Source organism: Enterobacter cloacae complex sp. ECC445 (genome assembly GCF_021892025.1).
GTDB classification, from domain to species: domain Bacteria; phylum Pseudomonadota; class Gammaproteobacteria; order Enterobacterales; family Enterobacteriaceae; genus Enterobacter; species Enterobacter chengduensis.
In genome coordinates this window covers 123,498-140,812 of the sequence record NZ_JAKLRZ010000020.1, presented here as the reverse complement: position 1 = coordinate 140,812, position 17,315 = coordinate 123,498, and the positions used below count along the sequence as shown (strand labels likewise).

General features: G+C 56.6%; 14 protein-coding genes. 8 read left to right on the top strand and 6 right to left on the bottom strand.

Going from position 1 to position 17,315, the window contains the following annotated elements; all coding sequences use genetic code 11:
• Positions 1-73: 73 nt before the first annotated feature.
• The 3 genes from hmsP to L6R44_RS15970 all read left to right on the top strand — a co-directional run bounded on the left by hmsP (position 74) and on the right by L6R44_RS15970 (position 5,241).
• Positions 74-2,080, top strand: coding sequence for a biofilm formation regulator HmsP (hmsP, locus tag L6R44_RS15980; RefSeq protein ID WP_237424747.1), 2,007 nt, complete (start codon positions 74-76; stop codon positions 2,078-2,080).
• Positions 2,081-2,239: 159 nt separating this feature from the next.
• Positions 2,240-3,526 (top strand): dicarboxylate/amino acid:cation symporter, encoded by a 1,287-nt coding sequence (locus L6R44_RS15975; protein WP_032644632.1) that lies wholly within the window; start codon positions 2,240-2,242, stop codon positions 3,524-3,526.
• A gap of 227 nt (positions 3,527-3,753) precedes the next feature.
• Complete coding sequence (locus L6R44_RS15970) at positions 3,754-5,241, top strand: M16 family metallopeptidase (protein ID WP_032644631.1); 1,488 nt, start codon at positions 3,754-3,756, stop codon at positions 5,239-5,241.
• Positions 5,242-5,302: 61 nt separating this feature from the next.
• Here L6R44_RS15970 and L6R44_RS15965 read toward each other — a convergent pair whose 3' ends face one another.
• Positions 5,303-6,232, bottom strand: coding sequence for a sugar kinase (locus L6R44_RS15965; RefSeq protein WP_237424746.1), 930 nt, complete (start codon positions 6,230-6,232; stop codon positions 5,303-5,305).
• A gap of 229 nt (positions 6,233-6,461) precedes the next feature.
• Between L6R44_RS15965 and pdeH the strand changes: the two genes are divergently transcribed.
• Positions 6,462-7,235 carry a cyclic-guanylate-specific phosphodiesterase gene (pdeH, locus tag L6R44_RS15960; protein WP_032644629.1) on the top strand — a complete coding sequence of 258 codons (774 nt, stop codon included), beginning with the start codon at positions 6,462-6,464 and terminating at the stop codon, positions 7,233-7,235.
• Positions 7,236-7,300: 65 nt separating this feature from the next.
• Complete coding sequence (locus tag L6R44_RS15955; RefSeq protein ID WP_032644628.1) at positions 7,301-9,343, top strand: AsmA family protein; 2,043 nt, start codon at positions 7,301-7,303, stop codon at positions 9,341-9,343.
• A gap of 59 nt (positions 9,344-9,402) precedes the next feature.
• Here the strand turns inward: L6R44_RS15955 and L6R44_RS15950 are convergent, their stop codons facing one another.
• The 3 genes from L6R44_RS15950 to L6R44_RS15940 all read right to left on the bottom strand — a co-directional run bounded on the left by L6R44_RS15950 (position 9,403) and on the right by L6R44_RS15940 (position 12,963).
• The gene (locus L6R44_RS15950; protein ID WP_032644627.1) at positions 9,403-10,725 is read right to left on the bottom strand and encodes an MFS transporter; all 1,323 of its coding nucleotides are present in this window, start codon (positions 10,723-10,725) and stop codon (positions 9,403-9,405) included.
• Positions 10,726-10,985: 260 nt separating this feature from the next.
• Entirely contained in the window at positions 10,986-12,011 is a 1,026-nt protein-coding gene (gene yhjD / locus L6R44_RS15945) for an inner membrane protein YhjD (protein WP_237424745.1), read from the bottom strand.
• Positions 12,012-12,063: 52 nt separating this feature from the next.
• Complete coding sequence (locus tag L6R44_RS15940; protein ID WP_032644625.1) at positions 12,064-12,963, bottom strand: LysR family transcriptional regulator; 900 nt, start codon at positions 12,961-12,963, stop codon at positions 12,064-12,066.
• A 119-nt stretch (positions 12,964-13,082) separates the two neighbouring features.
• Between L6R44_RS15940 and L6R44_RS15935 the strand changes: the two genes are divergently transcribed.
• Together L6R44_RS15935 and L6R44_RS15930 are read left to right on the top strand one after the other, a co-directional pair.
• A complete protein-coding gene (locus tag L6R44_RS15935; RefSeq protein ID WP_237424757.1) occupies positions 13,083-13,841 on the top strand; it encodes an SDR family NAD(P)-dependent oxidoreductase in 759 nt (252 codons plus the stop codon).
• A 173-nt stretch (positions 13,842-14,014) separates the two neighbouring features.
• Complete coding sequence (locus L6R44_RS15930; RefSeq protein ID WP_032644623.1) at positions 14,015-14,617, top strand: response regulator transcription factor; 603 nt, start codon at positions 14,015-14,017, stop codon at positions 14,615-14,617.
• Here the strand turns inward: L6R44_RS15930 and L6R44_RS15925 are convergent.
• Together L6R44_RS15925 and L6R44_RS15920 are read right to left on the bottom strand one after the other, a co-directional pair.
• A complete protein-coding gene (locus L6R44_RS15925) occupies positions 14,596-14,934 on the bottom strand; it encodes a lysozyme (protein ID WP_237424744.1) in 339 nt (112 codons plus the stop codon). The genes L6R44_RS15930 and L6R44_RS15925 overlap by 22 nt on opposite strands.
• A gap of 71 nt (positions 14,935-15,005) precedes the next feature.
• A complete protein-coding gene (locus tag L6R44_RS15920) occupies positions 15,006-15,545 on the bottom strand; it encodes a GNAT family N-acetyltransferase (protein WP_237424743.1) in 540 nt (179 codons plus the stop codon).
• Between the two features lie 148 nt (positions 15,546-15,693).
• Here L6R44_RS15920 and L6R44_RS15915 point away from each other — a divergent pair, with 148 nt between their 5' ends.
• Positions 15,694-17,283 carry an STY4199 family HEPN domain-containing protein gene (locus tag L6R44_RS15915; protein WP_237424742.1) on the top strand — a complete coding sequence of 530 codons (1,590 nt, stop codon included), beginning with the start codon at positions 15,694-15,696 and terminating at the stop codon, positions 17,281-17,283.
• Positions 17,284-17,315: the final 32 nt, after the last annotated feature.

Here is a 17,315-nt window from a genome sequence, read left to right as displayed (position 1 = left end):
AATCGGGTATACTCAGGCGCGCCAGGTTTACACCCTGGCGCGCCCTGCGCTTCGAGTTTTGTGGAGAGTCATTTTGCGTGTCAGCCGTTCCTTAACGATCAAACAGATGGCGATGGTTTCTGCCGTTACCCTGCTGTTTGTCCTGCTCTTCTGCGTCATTTTGCTGTTTCATTCCGTACAGCAGAATCGCTATAACACGGCTTCGCAGCTAGAAAGCATCGCCCGCTCGGTACGCGGCCCGCTTTCTGCCTCTATCCTGAAAGGGGATATTCCCGAAGCGGAAACCATTTTAAAACGCATTCAGCCTGCCGGCGTCGTGAGCCGCGCCGACGTTGTCTTGCCTAACCAGTTTCAGGCGCTGCGGATGAGCTTTATCCCGGAGCGCCCCGTCCCGATGATGGTGATGCGCCTGTTTGAGCTGCCGGTGCAAATTTCGCTGCCCGTATATTCACTCGAACGCCCTGCCAATCCGCAGCCGCTGGCCTACCTGGTACTACAGGCGGACTCCTACCGCATGTATAAATTCGTCATGAGCTGGGTGGTTACGTTAGTGACCACTTGCTTACTTATGACGCTCATCCTCAGCGTGGCGCTCACCTGGTGCATCAACCGGTTGATTGTCCATCCCCTACGCCGTATCGCCCGTGAGCTGAATAACCTTGCGCCGCAGGATCAGATGGGACATCAGCTTGAGCTGCCGCGTCTGCATCATGACGATGAGATCGGCATGCTGGTGCGCAGCTATAACCTCAACCAGCAGCGCATCCAGCGACAGCAGGATGAACTGAACAGTAGCGCCACCCGTTTCCCGGTGTCGGAATTGCCCAACAAAGCGTTTCTGATGGCCATGCTGGAGCAAACCGTAGACCGCCAGCAAACCACGGCGCTGATGGTCATTGCCTGTGAAACCCTGCAGGACACGGCTGGGGTGCTGCAGGAGAGCCAGCGCGAAATGCTGCTGCTCACCCTGGTGGAAAAGATCAAATCTGTCCTTTCCCCGCGCATGGTGCTGACCCAGGTCAGCGGTTATGACCTGGTGGTGATCGCCAACGGCGTCAAAGAACCCTGGCATGCCATTACGTTAGGTCAGCAAGTGCTCACTGTCATTAATGAGCGGCTGCCGATTCAGGGTATCCAGCTTCGCCCAAGCGCCAGCATCGGGATTGCCATGTTCTATGGCGATCTGACTGCGGAACAGCTTTATCGCCGCGCGTTCTCGGCGGCGTTTACCGCCCGGCGCAAAGGCAAAAACCAGATCCAGTTCTTCGACCCGGAGCAGATGGAAAAGGCGCAGCAGCGCCTCACGGAAGAGAGCGACATCCTGACCGCGCTGGATAACCGTCAGTTTGCCCTCTGGTTACAGCCGCAGGTGGACCTGCGGACGGGCGAGGTGAAAAGCGCCGAGGCGCTGCTGCGCGTGCAGCAGCCGGATGGTTCATGGGCGCTGCCGGAAGGGCTGATTGAGCGCATCGAGTCCTGCGGATTGATGGTCACCGTCGGCTACTGGGTGCTGGAGGAGTCCTGCCGTCAGCTTGCCGCCTGGCAGGCGCGCGGCGTGACGCTGCCGCTGTCGGTCAACCTGTCTGCCCTGCAGCTTATGCACCCGACCATGGTTTCTGAGATGCTGGAGCTTACCCATCGTTACCGAATCAAGCCTGATACGTTAACCCTGGAAGTGACGGAGAGCCGACGCATTGACGACCCCAACGAGGCGGTCGCGATTCTCAAGCCGCTGCGTAACGCCGGTATTCGCATTGCGCTGGACGATTTTGGCATGGGATACGCCGGGCTGCGCCAGCTTCAGCACATGAAAACCCTGCCGGTGGATGTGCTGAAAATTGACAAAGCGTTTGTCGACGGCCTGCCGGGCGACTGCAGCATGGTGCAGGCGATTATCCAGATGGCACGCAGCCTCAACCTGCACCTGATTGCCGAGGGGATTGAAACCGACGCACAGCGCGCATGGCTGGCAGAGGCGGGCGTGGAGAGCGGGCAGGGCTTCCTGTTTGCCCCCGCAGTGCCTTCGGATGTCTTTGAACAACGATACCTTTCTGACGCTGACAATAACGCAAAAGTGTAATTTTGTTGCTGGCTTGTGCGAGCCAGCTCAAAGTTCTTAACATTTGTGTTTCAAATTTGAACTGAGTTTATTTCTGTCCTGTTATGTGGGTGTTATTTTAAAGCCGCAGGTTAACCATAACCTTACAAAGCCTGTGGTTTTTCTTCCCAAGGACACCTTATGAAAACCTCACTCTTCAAAAGTCTTTATTTCCAGGTCCTGACAGCCATCGCCATCGGTATTCTGCTGGGTCACTATTACCCTGAACTGGGCGCGCAAATGAAACCGCTTGGCGACGCGTTCGTTAAGCTCATTAAAATGGTCATCGCGCCGGTGATCTTCTGTACCGTCGTGACGGGCATCGCCGGCATGGAAAGCATGAAGGCGGTCGGTCGTACCGGTGCGGTGGCGCTTCTCTATTTTGAAGTGGTCAGTACCCTTGCGCTGATTATCGGTCTGGTCATCGTCAACGTGGTGCAGCCGGGCGCGGGGATGAACGTCGACCCGTCGACGCTGGATGCCAAAGCGGTGGCGGTCTATGCCGAGCAGGCGAAGGATCAGGGCGTGGTCGCCTTCCTGCTGGACGTTATTCCGGGTAGCGTCATTGGCGCGTTCGCCAGCGGAAACATCCTCCAGGTGCTGCTGTTCGCCGTGATGTTTGGCTTTGCCCTGCACCGACTGGGCAGCAAAGGCCAGCTTATCTTTAACGTGATCGAAAGCTTCTCCCAGGTCATTTTCGGCATCATCAACATGATCATGCGCCTGGCGCCAATCGGGGCCTTCGGTGCGATGGCCTTCACCATCGGTAAGTATGGCGTCGGTACGCTGGTGCAGCTGGGCCAGCTGATTATCTGCTTCTATATCACCTGTATCCTTTTCGTGGTGGTGGTGCTGGGCTCCATCGCCCGCGCGACCGGTTTCAGCATCTTCAAATTTATCCGTTACATCCGCGAAGAGCTGCTGATTGTTCTGGGCACCTCCTCGTCAGAATCGGCGCTGCCGCGCATGCTCGACAAGATGGAAAAGCTCGGATGCCGTAAATCGGTGGTCGGGCTGGTGATCCCGACGGGCTACTCCTTCAACCTGGACGGCACGTCGATCTACCTGACCATGGCGGCGGTGTTCATCGCGCAGGCGACCAACAGCCATATGGATATTTTCCATCAGATTACCCTGCTGGTGGTGCTCCTGCTCTCCTCTAAAGGCGCGGCAGGCGTAACGGGCAGCGGCTTTATCGTGCTGGCGGCCACCATTTCTGCGGTGGGGCATCTGCCGGTGGCGGGTCTGGCGTTGATTCTCGGTATTGACCGCTTCATGTCAGAGGCGCGCGCGTTAACCAACCTGGTGGGTAACGGCGTGGCTACGGTGGTGGTGGCGAAATGGGTGAAAGAGCTGGATCACAAAAAGCTCGACGATACTCTGAATAACCGTACAACCGACAGCAAAAATCCTGGCTTAACCTCTTAATCTTGTCACAAATGCCCGTATTCCCTTGTCGGGATGCGGGCTCCTGCGCATAATAACTGTTCATACCTGTCATAATTCGACAAGATTTTTTTTGGGTATATTTCACTTCGGACCGTGACGTTTTGCCGAACGCGCGGTCTAATCGACGTGTTTTCATCGTCATCTTTAAGAGTGAAGCGCGTCGCGAGACACTCTTTTTTAACCAGGAATGTTGATCAGGGGTTCACATGCAGGGCACAAAAATTCGACTCTTAACCGGCGGTTTGCTGATGATGGCAGCAGCCAGTTATGTGCAGGCAGATGCGCTCCAGCCAGACCCGGCCTGGCAACAAGGGACATTAGCGAACGGTTTTCAGTGGCAGGTGTTAGCCACGCCGCAGCGTCCAAGTGACCGTATTGAAATCCGTCTGTCTGTTAATACCGGCTCCCTCACGGAAAGCACCCAGCAAACCGGTTTTAGCCACTTTATTCCCCGGCTGGCGCTCACGCAGAGCGGCAGCCTGCAAGCCGTTCAGGTGCGTTCACTCTGGCAGCAGGCCATCGATCCGAAACGCCCGCTTCCTCCGGCTGTTGTCTCCTATGACTACACCATGTTTAACCTGAGCCTGCCTAATAACCGCAACGACCTGCTTAAAGAAGCGCTGACCTATCTCTCCGATGCCTCTGGCAATCTGGCGATTACGCCGGACACCGTCAACTATGCGCTGAGCAACAGCGACATGGTCGCGACGTGGCCTGGGGATACCAAAGAGGGCTGGTGGCGTTATCGCCTTAAGGGCTCAACGTTGCTGGGTCACGATCCGGCCGAACCGCTGAAACAGCCCGTGGACGCCGAACAGGTCAAATCGTTCTACCAGAAGTGGTACACCCCGGACGCGATGACGCTGATTGTCGTGGGTAACGTGGACAGCCGCGCGGTGGTTGAGCAGATCAACAAAGCGTTTGGCGATTTGAAAGGCAAGCGTGAAACGCCTGCCCCGGTTCCGACACTCTCTCCGCTGCGCGCCGAGCCTGTCAGCATCATGACGGACACCGTGCGTCAGGACCGACTCTCCGTGATGTGGGATAGCGCCTGGCAGCCCATCCGCGAGTCCGCCGCGCTGCTGCGCTACTGGCGTGCCGACCTGGCGCGTGAGGCGCTGTTCTGGCACGTCCAGCAGACGCTGAGCAAAAGCAATATGAAGAATATCGGTCTTGGCTTTGACTGCCGCGTGCTGTTCCAGCGTGCGCAATGTGCCATTAACGTTGAATCACCGGGCGATAAGCTGAATGCGAACCTGGGCGTGGTCGCGAAGGAGCTGGCAAAAGTGCGTAAAGAGGGCCTCTCTGAAGAGGAGTTCAACGCGCTGGTGGCCCAGAAAAAACTGGAGCTGCAGAAGCTGTTTGCGACCTACGCGCGCGCCGATACCGATATTCTCATCAGCCAGCGCATTCGCTCCCTGCAGAATCAGGTGGTGGACATTGCGCCTGAGCAGTACCAGAAGCTTCGTCAGGACTTCCTGAACGGTCTGACCGTGGATATGATCAATCAGGATTTACGTCAGCAGCTGTCGCAGGATATGGCATTGATCCTTATGCAGCCGAAAGGCGAGCCGGAATATGACATGAAGGAACTTCAGAAGACCTGGGATTCCATTATGGCTTCCGCGCCGCAGCCGGCGACCGCAGCGGATGATCTACACCCGGACGCGACGGATATTCCGCAAGGGCAGTAATCCCCTCACCCCGTCCTGTTCATTGTTCCCTCTCCCTTGGGGAGAGGGTTAGGATGAGGGGTTAAGCAGGCATCGCCTCGCGCGGAATAATCGCCCCGCGATACTGAATCACGGTGCTGGCCGTCAGGTGCCCACGCTGTGCCGCCGCTTCCGGCGTTCCACCCGTCAGACGTACCGCCAGATAACCCGCGCTGAATGAATCGCCTGCCGCCGTGGTGTCAATCACGTTCTCTTTGGCCAGCTTCACCGCCGGAACCTCAACCACCGCGTCACCCGCCACCGCGACCAGGCACGACTCCGCACCGCGCTTAATCACCACTTCGCTTACGCCTGCCGCCTGCGTGCGTGCAATCACGTCCTCTACCGGTTTCTCATCCCACAGGGCGTCTTCATCGTCGAGCGTCAGGAAGGCGATGTCGGTACACTCCAGCATCTGCTGATAGACCTGCTGCGTCTCTTCACGGCTGGCCCACAGGCGCGGGCGATAGTTGTTGTCGAAAATAACCTTACCGCCGTTGGCACGACACTCGCGCAGCAGCGAGAGCAACTTTTCACGGCTGGCAGGGCTGAGGATAGCCAGGCTGATCCCGCTCAGATAGAGATAGTCAAAGCTTGCCAGCGCTTCACAGATGGCCGTGGCCGCGTCGGTCTCCAGCCAGAACCTGGCCGCAGCTTCGTTACGCCAGTAATAAAACGTGCGTTCACCGGTGCTGTCGGTTTCGATGTAATAAAGCCCCGGAAGGCGGTTTTCCATACGCTGAATCAGCGACGTATCAACATGTTCACTCTGCCACGCCTCCAGCATTTGCTGGCTAAAGCTGTCCGTGCCCAGGGCGGTGACGTAGTTCACGGTGAGCGCCTCCGGCGCAACCTGACGGGCAATATAAACGGACGTGTTTAACGTATCGCCACCGAATCCGCGGCTGACTTCCGCGCCTTTTTGTGACAGCTCAATCATGCATTCGCCAATCACGGCAATTTTTTTGGACATAGTCGTGAACCTGAACAGAAGAATTATCAGCAGTGTGCGCTGAGTGAATTAACCGGTCAACTATATTAAAACAACGTTCCATTATTTTATTTGAGCCAGCGCGTGTTCCTGCGCATTTCTGTCATCTTAATTTCATTTTCCCGGCAAATTGAACATAAAGTTCTCAATTGTCGCGCCGATAATCCTGTGACGAGTCCAGAAAGGCTATCCCAACAACAGGACATCTGAAATGAAGTCAGAGCAGGTTATCCAGCGGCTGAGCACTACGCCTGAGGCAAGTATTGAGAACTTGCAGGAGCATCGCTACTGGCTGCAATGCGAGCGTGCGTACACCTATCAGCCGATCTACCGAACAGACGGTCGACTGATGGCCATTGAAATTTTGACCGTCGTGACGCATCCCTCCAACCCTACCCAGCGCATCGCGCCGGATCGCTATTTTGCCGAAGTTGCCGTCCGCCAGCGTCTGGACGTGCTGGAAGAGCAGCTTCGTATGCTGGCGACGAAGCACGCCTTTTTCGAGCAGCACAATATCCTCGCCTCGGTGAACGTCGATGGCCCAACCCTGCTGGCGCTGCGGCAAAACGCGAAGCTGCAGGCGCTGATCGCTACTCTGCCGTGGATGCGTTTTGAGCTGGTGGAGCACGTCCGCCTGCCGCAGGATTCCTCGTTTGCTTCCATATGCGAGTACGGCCCGCTGTGGCTGGACGACTTTGGCACCGGCATGGCGAACTTCTCAGCCCTGAGTGAAGTGCGTTACGACTACATTAAAGTGGCCCGCGATCTTTTCATCATGCTGCGTCAGACCCCGGAAGGGCGGAATCTGTTTACGCTGTTATTACAGCTGATGAACCGCTATTGCCAGGGCGTGATTGTGGAAGGTGTGGAAACGCTGGAAGAGTGGCGCGATGTGCAAAACTCCCCCGCAGCGGCGGCGCAGGGCTATTATCTCTCCCGCCCGGTACCCATGGATCGCCTCGATAACGTGATAACGACCCTCTGATAAGCCCGCTTCCCTTTGTCTGGACTATAGTTTTACAGAACAGGTCATCATGAAAGGGGATAAAAATGACAAGAACAACCAGGGTGATCTCCTGGACAGCAGGGATTTTCTTGTTGTTGATCGTGGTCGTCGCCATCATCATTGCGACGTTTGACTGGAACCGTCTCAAGCCGACCATCAACCAGAAAGTCTCAACCGAACTGAACCGCCCCTTCGCCATACGCGGCGATTTGGGTGTGGTATGGGAGCGCCAGAAAGAGGAGCCCGGCTGGCGTAGCTGGATCCCCTGGCCACACGTTCATGCCGACGACATCATTCTCGGCAACCCGCCGGATATCCCGGACGTCACCATGATCCACCTGCCGCGCGTTGAAGCCACGCTGGCTCCGCTGGCGCTCTTCACCAAAACCGTCTATCTGCCGTGGATCAAACTTCAGCAGCCGGACGCGCGCCTGATCCGTCTCTCGGAAAAAAACAACAACTGGACGTTTAACCTGGCCAGCGACGGCGAAAAAGATCCAAATGCCCAGCCTTCTTCCTGGTCGTTCCGTCTCGACAATATTCTCTTCGATCGCGGGCGGATCGCCATCGACGATAAGGTCAGCAAGGCCGACGTGGAGATCCTGGTCGATCCGCTGGGCAAGCCGCTGCCGTTTAGCGAGGTCACGGGCACGAAAGCCAAAGGTGACAAGGCAAGCGTAGGCGATTATGTCTTCGGCCTGACGGCGAAAGGGCGCTACAACGACCAGCCGCTCAGCGGTAAAGGGAAAATCGGCGGCATGCTGGCGCTGCGCAGCGAAGGCACCCCGTTCCCGGTGCAGGCGGACTTCCGTTCCGGTAACACCCGCGTGGCGTTCGTGGGGACGGTTAACGACCCGATGAACATGGGCGGCGTCGATCTGCAGCTGAAATTTGCCGGTGATTCGCTGGGCGAGCTGTATGACCTCACCGGTGTACTGCTGCCGGATACCCCGCCGTTTGAAACGGACGGGCATCTGGTCGCTAAAATCGACACCGAAAAATCGTCCGTTTTTGACTACCGGGATTTTAACGGCCGGATCGGCGACAGCGACATCCACGGCACGTTGACCTATACCACCGGAAAACCGCGCCCGAAACTGGAAGGGGATGTCGAGTCCCGACAGCTGCGGCTGGCCGATCTCGGCCCGCTGATTGGCGTGGATTCGGGCAAAGGCACAAAGTCGAAAGAGGTCAAAAAGGACGTTCAGCCTGCGGGTAAAGTATTGCCTTACGATCGTTTCGAAACCGACAAATGGAACGTGATGGATGCCGATGTGCGCTTCAAAGGCGGAAAAATTGAGCATGGCAGCACGCTGCCGATCAGCAATCTTTCAACCCATATTCTCCTCAAAAACGCCGACCTTCGCCTGCAGCCGCTGAAGTTCGGCATGGCGGGCGGGACGATTTCCTCGAACATTCACCTGGAAGGCGATAAGAAGCCGATGCAGGGCCGGGCGGAGATCCAGGCTCGCAGGCTGAAGCTGAAGGAGCTGATGCCGAACGTCGAGCTGATGCAGAAAACCCTCGGCGAAATGAACGGAGATGCCGACATCCGCGGCGTGGGGAACTCGGTAGCGGCGCTGCTGGGCAGCGGCAACGGTAACCTGAAGCTGCTGATGAACGACGGGCTGGTGAGCCGCAACCTGATGGAGATCCTGGGGCTGAACGTCGGCAACTTTGTCATCGGGCAAATTTTCGGCGATGACGAGGTGCGGGTGAACTGTGCAGCGGCCAATCTCGATTTGGTCAACGGCGTGGCGCGCCCGCAGATTTTTGCCTTCGACACGGAAAACGCGGTGATCAACGTGACCGGTACCGCCAGCATGGCCTCGGAGCAGCTGGATTTGACCATCGATCCGGAAAGTAAGGGGATCCGCATCATCACCCTGCGCTCGCCGCTTTACGTACGCGGCACCTTCAAAAATCCGCAGGCGGGCGTCAAGCCCGGACCGCTGATTGCGCGCGGTGCGGTGGCTGCGGCCCTTGCGACGCTGGTCACCCCGGCTGCCGCGCTGCTGGCGCTGATTTCGCCGTCAGAAGGTGAGGCCAACCAGTGCCGGACGATTTTGTCGCAGATGAAGAAGTAACGCCTTTCGCCCTCTCCCTGTGGGAGAGGGCCGGGGTGAGGGCATCAGGCCGCAGTCAATTACAGAGCCTGGTGCTTAGTCTCATGCGTCAGCAGCAGCGCAATCAGCGTCAGCGCCGCCATCGCCGCCAGATAAACCCCCACGTAGAACAGACCATAGTTCGCCTGCAGCCAGGTGGCGATATACGGTGCGACGGACGCACCCAGAATAGACGAGACGTTATAGGAGAACGACGCGCCGGTATAACGCACTTCCGTTGGGAACAGCTCGGGCAGCAGCGCGCCCATCGGGCCGAAGGTCAGCCCCATCAGGCTCAGGCCAATCAGCAGATAGGCCATCACCAGCGCCGGACTGCCTGAACCCAGCAGCGGCGGGAAGACGAACAGAGCAAAGAGAATAATCAGCGTGGTGATGGTAATCATGCTCGCGCGACGACCGAACTTATCCGCCAGCAGGCCCGCAATCGGAACCATCACGCCAAACCCGATCACCGCCATCATCAGCATCCACAGCACTTCGTTACGCGGCAGCCCCAGCCCAACCGGCGCGGCGGCGGTACTGAAGGTCATGGAGTAGACGGTCATGATGTAGAACAGCGTATACGTTGCCAGCATGATAAACGTGCCCAGCACGGTCACGCGGAGATGTTTGGTCAGCAGCGTGCCCATCGGCACTTTCACCTGCTTGTTCGCCGCGGCCACTTTCGCGAAAACAGGCGTCTCATGCAGGGAAACGCGCACATACAGGCCAATCAGCACCAGTACGGCTGAGAAGATAAACGGAATACGCCAGCCCCAGCTCATGAACTGTTCGTCCGTCAGCAGCCAGGAGAGCAGCAGGAACGTCCCGTTGGCGAAGAAGAAGCCAATCGGTGCGCCAAGCTGCGGGAAGGAACCATACAGCGCGCGCTTGCGCGCCGGGGCGTTCTCGGTGGCCAGCAGCGCCGCGCCGCCCCATTCACCGCCAAGGCCCAGACCCTGACCAAAACGCGCCAGCGCCAGCAGGACCGGCGCCAGAATGCCAATGGTTTCATAGGTCGGCAGCAGGCCGATGGCGACGGTGGAGATCCCCATCGTCAGCAGCGAGGCCACCAGGGTGACTTTGCGGCCAATGCGATCGCCAAAGTGTCCAAACAGCGCTGAGCCAATAGGACGCGCAACAAACGCGATCGCAAAGGTCGCCAGCGACTGCAGCGTGGCCGCCGTCGGGTCGCCCTGCGGGAAGAAAATATGCGGGAAAACGATGACCGCCGCGGTGGCGTAAATGTAAAAGTCGAAGAACTCGATGGCGGTGCCAATCAGCGAGGCGACGACAACTTTATTGCGCGAATTTACCGGAACGCTTTCCGTTTCTGAGTCGAGTGTGGTGGCGGTTGCTTGCATAATATTTTCTTATTTTTGTCGAACGAAAGGCCATATTACGCACAGCAAAAGCGACATTTCAATCTGTAACAAAGCTGCGTGCTGGTGATAAAAGCAACAAAAAGCGGATAATGTTCAGACCAGCCAAAAGACGTCTATGAAATGCTTCACAGATTTTAAATATCAGCCGTTTAAACTGGTTTTTGGTTAAATAAAAGTTACGGACTGGATTTATATGCTGAAATGATGAATCGGGCTGAAATTTCAGCCCGAACGTGGGGTTACCGGTGCGTTTTACCCGGCATTCTTGGGTCGTCTTTATACTCGGCGGTGGCAATCCACGCCGCGCAGAACAGGGTCAAACGCGCAAAGAAGTAGAAGAACGCCATCAGCCCCAGCACCGAGCCAAACGCCGCGCCGGAAGGGGATTTAACCAGTGACGGCAAGGTGTAGGTCATCACGATTTTAATCACCTCAAAGCCGATCGCCGCAATCAGCGTGCCGCGGATCAGCGCCTTCTTACGCGGACGATGGCGTGGCAAGCGCCAGAAGATCCAGAAGAACAGCAGGTAGTTGGCAAAGACGGAAATCGCCAGCCCAATGCCGCGCCAGGCGGGCTTCAGCCATTCGATGTAGTCAAGGTAGAGCGCGGAGATGATCATCTGCTGCGCCGAGCCCGCCACCGAGGTAATGGAAAGCGTCACGATGAGCGCGACCAGCAGGCCAATCAGCGAAACAAAATCGCGAAGATACTTAACCCAAATTTTCTCCTGGTCCTGCGGCTTACGCTCCCAGACGTCGCGCGACTGGGCGCGAATGGCCTCGCGCAGGTTGCCCATCCAGTTAACGCCGGAGTAAAGGGCGATCAGCAAGCCGACGATGCCGACGGTAGTACGCTGCTGAACGGCGGTATTGATGGTGCTTTTGAGCGTGCCGGCAAGGGTCGGGTCGCTGACGTTATTCAGGATCTTATTGAAAATATCCTGCAGCAGCGTCGGGTGCGACGCGAGTACAAAACCGGCCGCCGCAAACGACACCATCAGGATCGGGATCATCGACAGGAAGGAAAAATAGGTGATGGCCGCGCCAAACTGGTTTCCCATGCGGTCGTTGAAGCGTTCGGTCGCGCGTATCAAATGCGCAACCATGGGAAACTGCTGAATTCTCGCGGCGATGCCGGTAACGGTCCCCAGCGCTTTGCTGGCGGTACCCGGAGACCTGTCCTCCTCAGGCCCGGTCTCCATCTTTTTGACGGGTTCATATTCTAAATGTTGGGTGGGTCGTTGCGGGTTCTTTTCCGACGTCACGCGTCTTTTCCTTTTCGTTTGGCTGGATGTGTTTTTGAATTATAGCCTGCGGCTAGTCCACGTAAGCTTTTGTGAGCTCAGTCAGCCACTCCATGAACAGATGTACCCGGCGGGAGAGGTTGCGCCGGTGGGGGTAAATCAGGGAAACAGGCATCGGTTCGGCCCGGTATTGCGGGAGGATTTCAATAAGTTTCTTCGCGCGCAGTAAATCACGCACGCCGACCCGCGGAACCTGAATAATGCCCAATCCGGCGAGACAGGCGGCCTGGTAAGTTTCGGTGCTGTTGACGGTCAACACCCCGCCCGTTTTTATCCACTGCGCCGCACTGCCGTTATAAAACTCAAAGCCCTGGGGGCGAGTTCCCAGCATCGCGGTATAGTGGATCACGGCGTGCGAGCCTAAATCATCCAGCGTTTCCGGATAGCCAAATCGCGCCAGATAATCCGGACTGGCGCAGTTAATCACCGACAGCTTGCCCAGCGGGCGGGCAATCAGCCCCGAATCCTTCAGCGTGCCGACGCGGACGACGCAATCAAACCCTTCGCGGATCACGTCCACCAGACGGTCGCTGCTGCTGAGTTCCAGTTCAATGCCCGGATAGTGCTGCAGAAAAGCAGGCAGTTTAGGTATGACTAAATTTCGAGCAACGGCGACGGGCATATCCACGCGGAGCCGTCCGCTGATGCTGGAGGGATCGTGCTGAAACATTCCGTCGAGCTCATCAAGGTTTGCCAGCAGATCTTTTGCCCGCTCGTAATAGACCATGCCGTCCTGCGTCAGGCTGACGCGGCGCGTGGTGCGGTGCAGTAGCTGGGTGCCAAGCCGGTTTTCCAGGGCCTGAATCTGCCGTGACACGCTGCCTTTCGGCAGGGTGAGCGTTTCTGCCGCGCGGGAAAAACTCTCCAGTTCCGCGACGCGGACGAACAACTGCATTGCGTGAATTTTATCCATAGAGGAAGCTCATTGTTGTTTCTGATGAAACAGTGAAGCGTTTTTACCCATCTTTATTGATTTTCTATCACCTAATAAGCTCTTTCTCAATCTCCATAACAGCCAAAACGAGGTTTATGATGAGTGAACGTATCGCATTAGTGACGGGTGGTAGCCGTGGTTTAGGTAAAAACGCGGCGTTAAAGCTGGCGGCAGACGGCACGGGAATTATCCTGACCTACAACCGTAGCCAGCAGGAAGCGCTGGACGTTGTGCATGAAATTCAGGAAAAAGGCGTTAACGCGGCGGCATTACAGCTCAATGTCGGGGATATCACGCGTTTTGACGATTTTGCCCGACAGCTTCAGGAAACCCTTCGGGCCGTCTGGCAGCGCGAAACATTTGACTATTTATTAAACAATGCCGGAACGGGTTTATATGCGCCCTACGCCGACACCACGGAAGCCCAGTTTGATGAGGCGCTAAACATCCACTTCAAAGGACCGTTCTTCCTGACCCAGCGCCTGCTGCCGCTGCTTAACGACGGAGGACGGATCCTGAACGTCTCCAGCGGGCTGGCCCGCTTTACCCAGCCGGGCTCGGGGACCTACGCGGCCATGAAGGGGGCGATGGAAGTGCTAACGCGTTATCAGGCGAAAGAGCTGGGCGCGCGAGGAATTTCCGTCAACATCATCGCGCCCGGCGCGATAGAGACCGACTTTGGCGGCGGACGCGTGCGCGACAATGCGGATTTGAATAAGCTGCTGGCCTCGCAGACGGCGCTGGGGCGCGTAGGGCTGCCGGACGATATTGGCGATGCGATTGCGGCACTGCTTAGCGATAGGCTGGGCTGGATGAATGCGCAACGTATTGAAGTCTCAGGCGGCATGTTCCTGTGATGCATGGGCTTAAGGGGAAGGAACCCCTTAAGGATTTCCTTAATATGAATGTGTCTAAATACGGGCAGATATAAAGAATGCTGAGGGATTTGTAACGTCTCCATTCGTTGAGTTTTTTCTTAAATACCCCCTCTGTAGAATCCCCCCTCGCTATTATCAGTGGGAGAAAAACGATGCGAGTAATCATGTTTGACAGGCAGTCACTCTTTATTCACGGAGCGATACACAGTCTTCAGGCGTTAATTCCGGAAATAGATATCACAGGGACCTGTCAGGCAGACGATTTATGGGCGCAGGTTTCCGATTCGCCGTCAGCTATCGTCATGATTGACGGCAATGTCATCCAGGATGACGGGATCGCTTTGCTGGAAACGTTGACGCAACGCTTTCCGGCGATACGCGTGGTACTGGTTTTGGCGAAAAAAGAGGCCAGATGGGTTGAGCAATTGCGGCAGCGAAACGTCATGGCCATTATTCCCCGAAATGCCCACCCCGAGCGGTTTTCCGCCGTGCTGGATTCGGTATCCAGAGGGATGGTCTGTTTTCCGGGCGAGTGGGTCAAAGAGCCGTCGTCGCCCCAGGCGTTATTATCCCTGAGCGAACGTCAGCGCGACGTGTTGAAATTGCTGGCAGCGGGAGAGTCAAACAAAGAGATTGGACGCAATCTCAACATTAGCGCGGCCACGGTGAAAGCGCACCTCGAGGCGCTTTTCCGGCGGCTGGACGTGAAAAACAGAACGCAGGCAGCGCTGTACTACACCCGGGCGACGGCCTGAAAAATCGCGTTTGGGAGCGAAGGCATCTCTCCGAAACTGAATATCATCATAACCAGCGCATCATGCTGCTGTTGGGTTAATGGACGGGCCACACTTTCCCGCAGCAGCGTCTCACACCGCTGAATATCGTCATGCAGCAAATCCTCTGCCTCGGCTGGCGTGATGGGGCCGTGAAAATGCGCCCGATCGCGGATGACGTGGCCATAGCCGATAACCCATAAACCGCTTTCGTCACGATATTTCTCCAAAGAAAGACCCTGATGTTTTTTTATTAACGCAATGGCGGCAGAAGATATTTTCAGCGCATGACCTTTCATATTCATTTCCTCTTAATAGCGACACTCTAGAGGAAATGACGTCCGAGAAATATCCGCCAAATGGCTGTTGATCAGAAATTATAATTCAGGTATTCCTGCTGTAATAAACCAAATAACCAGTCATTTTGCCAGCGCCCCGCAAGGTAATAGCTCTCGCGTAATTCGCCTTCCAGACGAAAGCGGTTTTTTTCCAGCAGGCGTCTTGACGCAAGGTTCCCCGCGGTGACGGTGGCGGTGAGCCGACGTATCCCGCCCTGATGAAAAGCGTAATCGCAAAGCGCTTTCAGGGATTCAAAGCCGTAACCTTTCCCCTGCGCCTCGGGTGCAAAAAGGAAGCCCACTTCGGCGCAATCCTCGTCCCGATGAATATACCCGGTGACGCCCAGCGGGGTCTGTGAGGCTGTATCACGTACGACGAGACAAAGCCAGTGCGCGCTGCCCGGGACCCAGGGCGTCAGGCGCGAATCAAACGCCTCGCGGATCGCCGCGACGGGGCGGTCTTGCGCCACAAAGCGCATAACGTCGGGATGCTGCTGCAATGCCAGAAAAAAAGGCCAGTCTTGTTCCTGCAGGGGCGAACAGGTCAGGCGAGGGGTAATTAAAACCGGCATTTGGATTCTCCTGAAACATTTTAAATGATTTTAGGGTTGTCACTTTATTTCAACAGAAAGTCAGGTATGGTTAACCGCGTATAAATAAAAAGAAAAAAGGCCGTCACGTGCCCATTCCGGATGTCTTCGTTGTCGCTTAAGGAAAACAATGACTCTCAGTACATCACATCATATTCGCGAACAGTTCGAACACTGTCTGGCGGTCATTCGCCAGGCATCGGTGGAAATTTTGCTCCTTCTGAATGTACATGCTTCCGAGGGCAAAGATCCACGCTGGTTCCTGGAACAACTCGACAGCGCGCGATTAGCTCTGGGCGGTTGGGGAGCCGTGGCGAAAAAACTCAACCTGAATGATGCCGAGATGTCGGAATTTACGCTCCAGCTGCGCCTGCTCCAGCAGCGCGTTCCGCAGTATGAGAGCGGGCAGGATGTGAGTGAAAACCAGCTGATAGCGGCGATGCGGTTTGTCACCGCGCTGGAACATCTTCGCCTGCAGCAGCCGCTTTTGACCTACAGTACTGACCTGGCGCCGGGAAGCGAACTACAGCAGCAGCAGGCGCACAAGCAGGTGCGCGCGATAGAGCTGATGATTAAAGGGCTTATACAGCAGGCCTGGCCCGATCAGGTCAAGCTGAACAACCATCTTAAGACCCTGTTTAACGCTGACCGCGTCCGGCGCTGGCTGAAGCTTGGCGAGATCAACGATGTGCTGAGCGGCATGATGTTCAGTGAACTGGCGCAGATGCTGGTCGATAAAAAAGAGTTCAGCCGCTATTACGCTTCGCTGTTCAGGGACCCGTCCATGCTGACGCTGCTGGTTGAACCGCGCAAAACGCTGCAAACCTTCCTCGATGACATTCGGCAGATCCGCAACAGCATCACCGTTCAGAAAACGCTAAGCTCGGCGCAAATTCAGCTGCTGGATAACTACTACGCGCAGATTGCACGGCCCGTTCAGCGCGCGTTTGAAGAGGGGAGAACCCGCGTCAATCCCGCCGGATTCATGGCGGTCGATGCCAGCGAATTGCATACCTTCTGGGAAAAGGCGCAGAAAATGGATCGGGTCACCGGTGGAGATCTGTTTGAGGTCCGTGACACCATTGAAAAACCGACCCAGCGCGCGCCGCGCACCCCGGAACAGCGCGAGCAGCTCATCTCCGGCGCGCTGTGGGGCGCGGTTGGCGTGATGGTGATTGCCATCGTGGCGGGGGGATTCTGGCTGGTGACCAGCAGCAAACCGCAGCCTGCGACCGCCCGAGCGGCAGAGGCGGCGGCTCCCCAGGAAATGCGCGAGACGCCTTCCTCGCGCGAAACGCTCACGCGCATGGGCGTGACCTGGGATGAGAATAACTTCCGCTCGGCCGTTAACCGCAACGATACCCGCGTGGTGCAGCTTTTTTTACAGGGGGGAATGGACTGGAAGCTGTCCTGGACCGAGGAGGCGATGTCGGCACGGCATGATGATGTCCTGGAGCTGATGTTACGCTATCGGCAGAACATGGTAGAGGAGAAGCCGTGTCGTCGTTTTATCAACACGCTCAGCCACGCGATGTCGAACGGCGAGTCGCTGACCTCGGTACGTAAAGAGTATCTCAAAGCTTTCTGCACCGTGCCCGCCGTGGTGAAACGCCAGCAGCACGATCTCGATATGGCCACACGCCGCGCGCAGTCACAGCCGGATGCCACCAACAAAAAATGGCAGTCTATCCAGACGGCCATTTACGAGGTGATTCGCTAACGTTTTCCCCTCACCCCAGCCCTCTCCCCAGA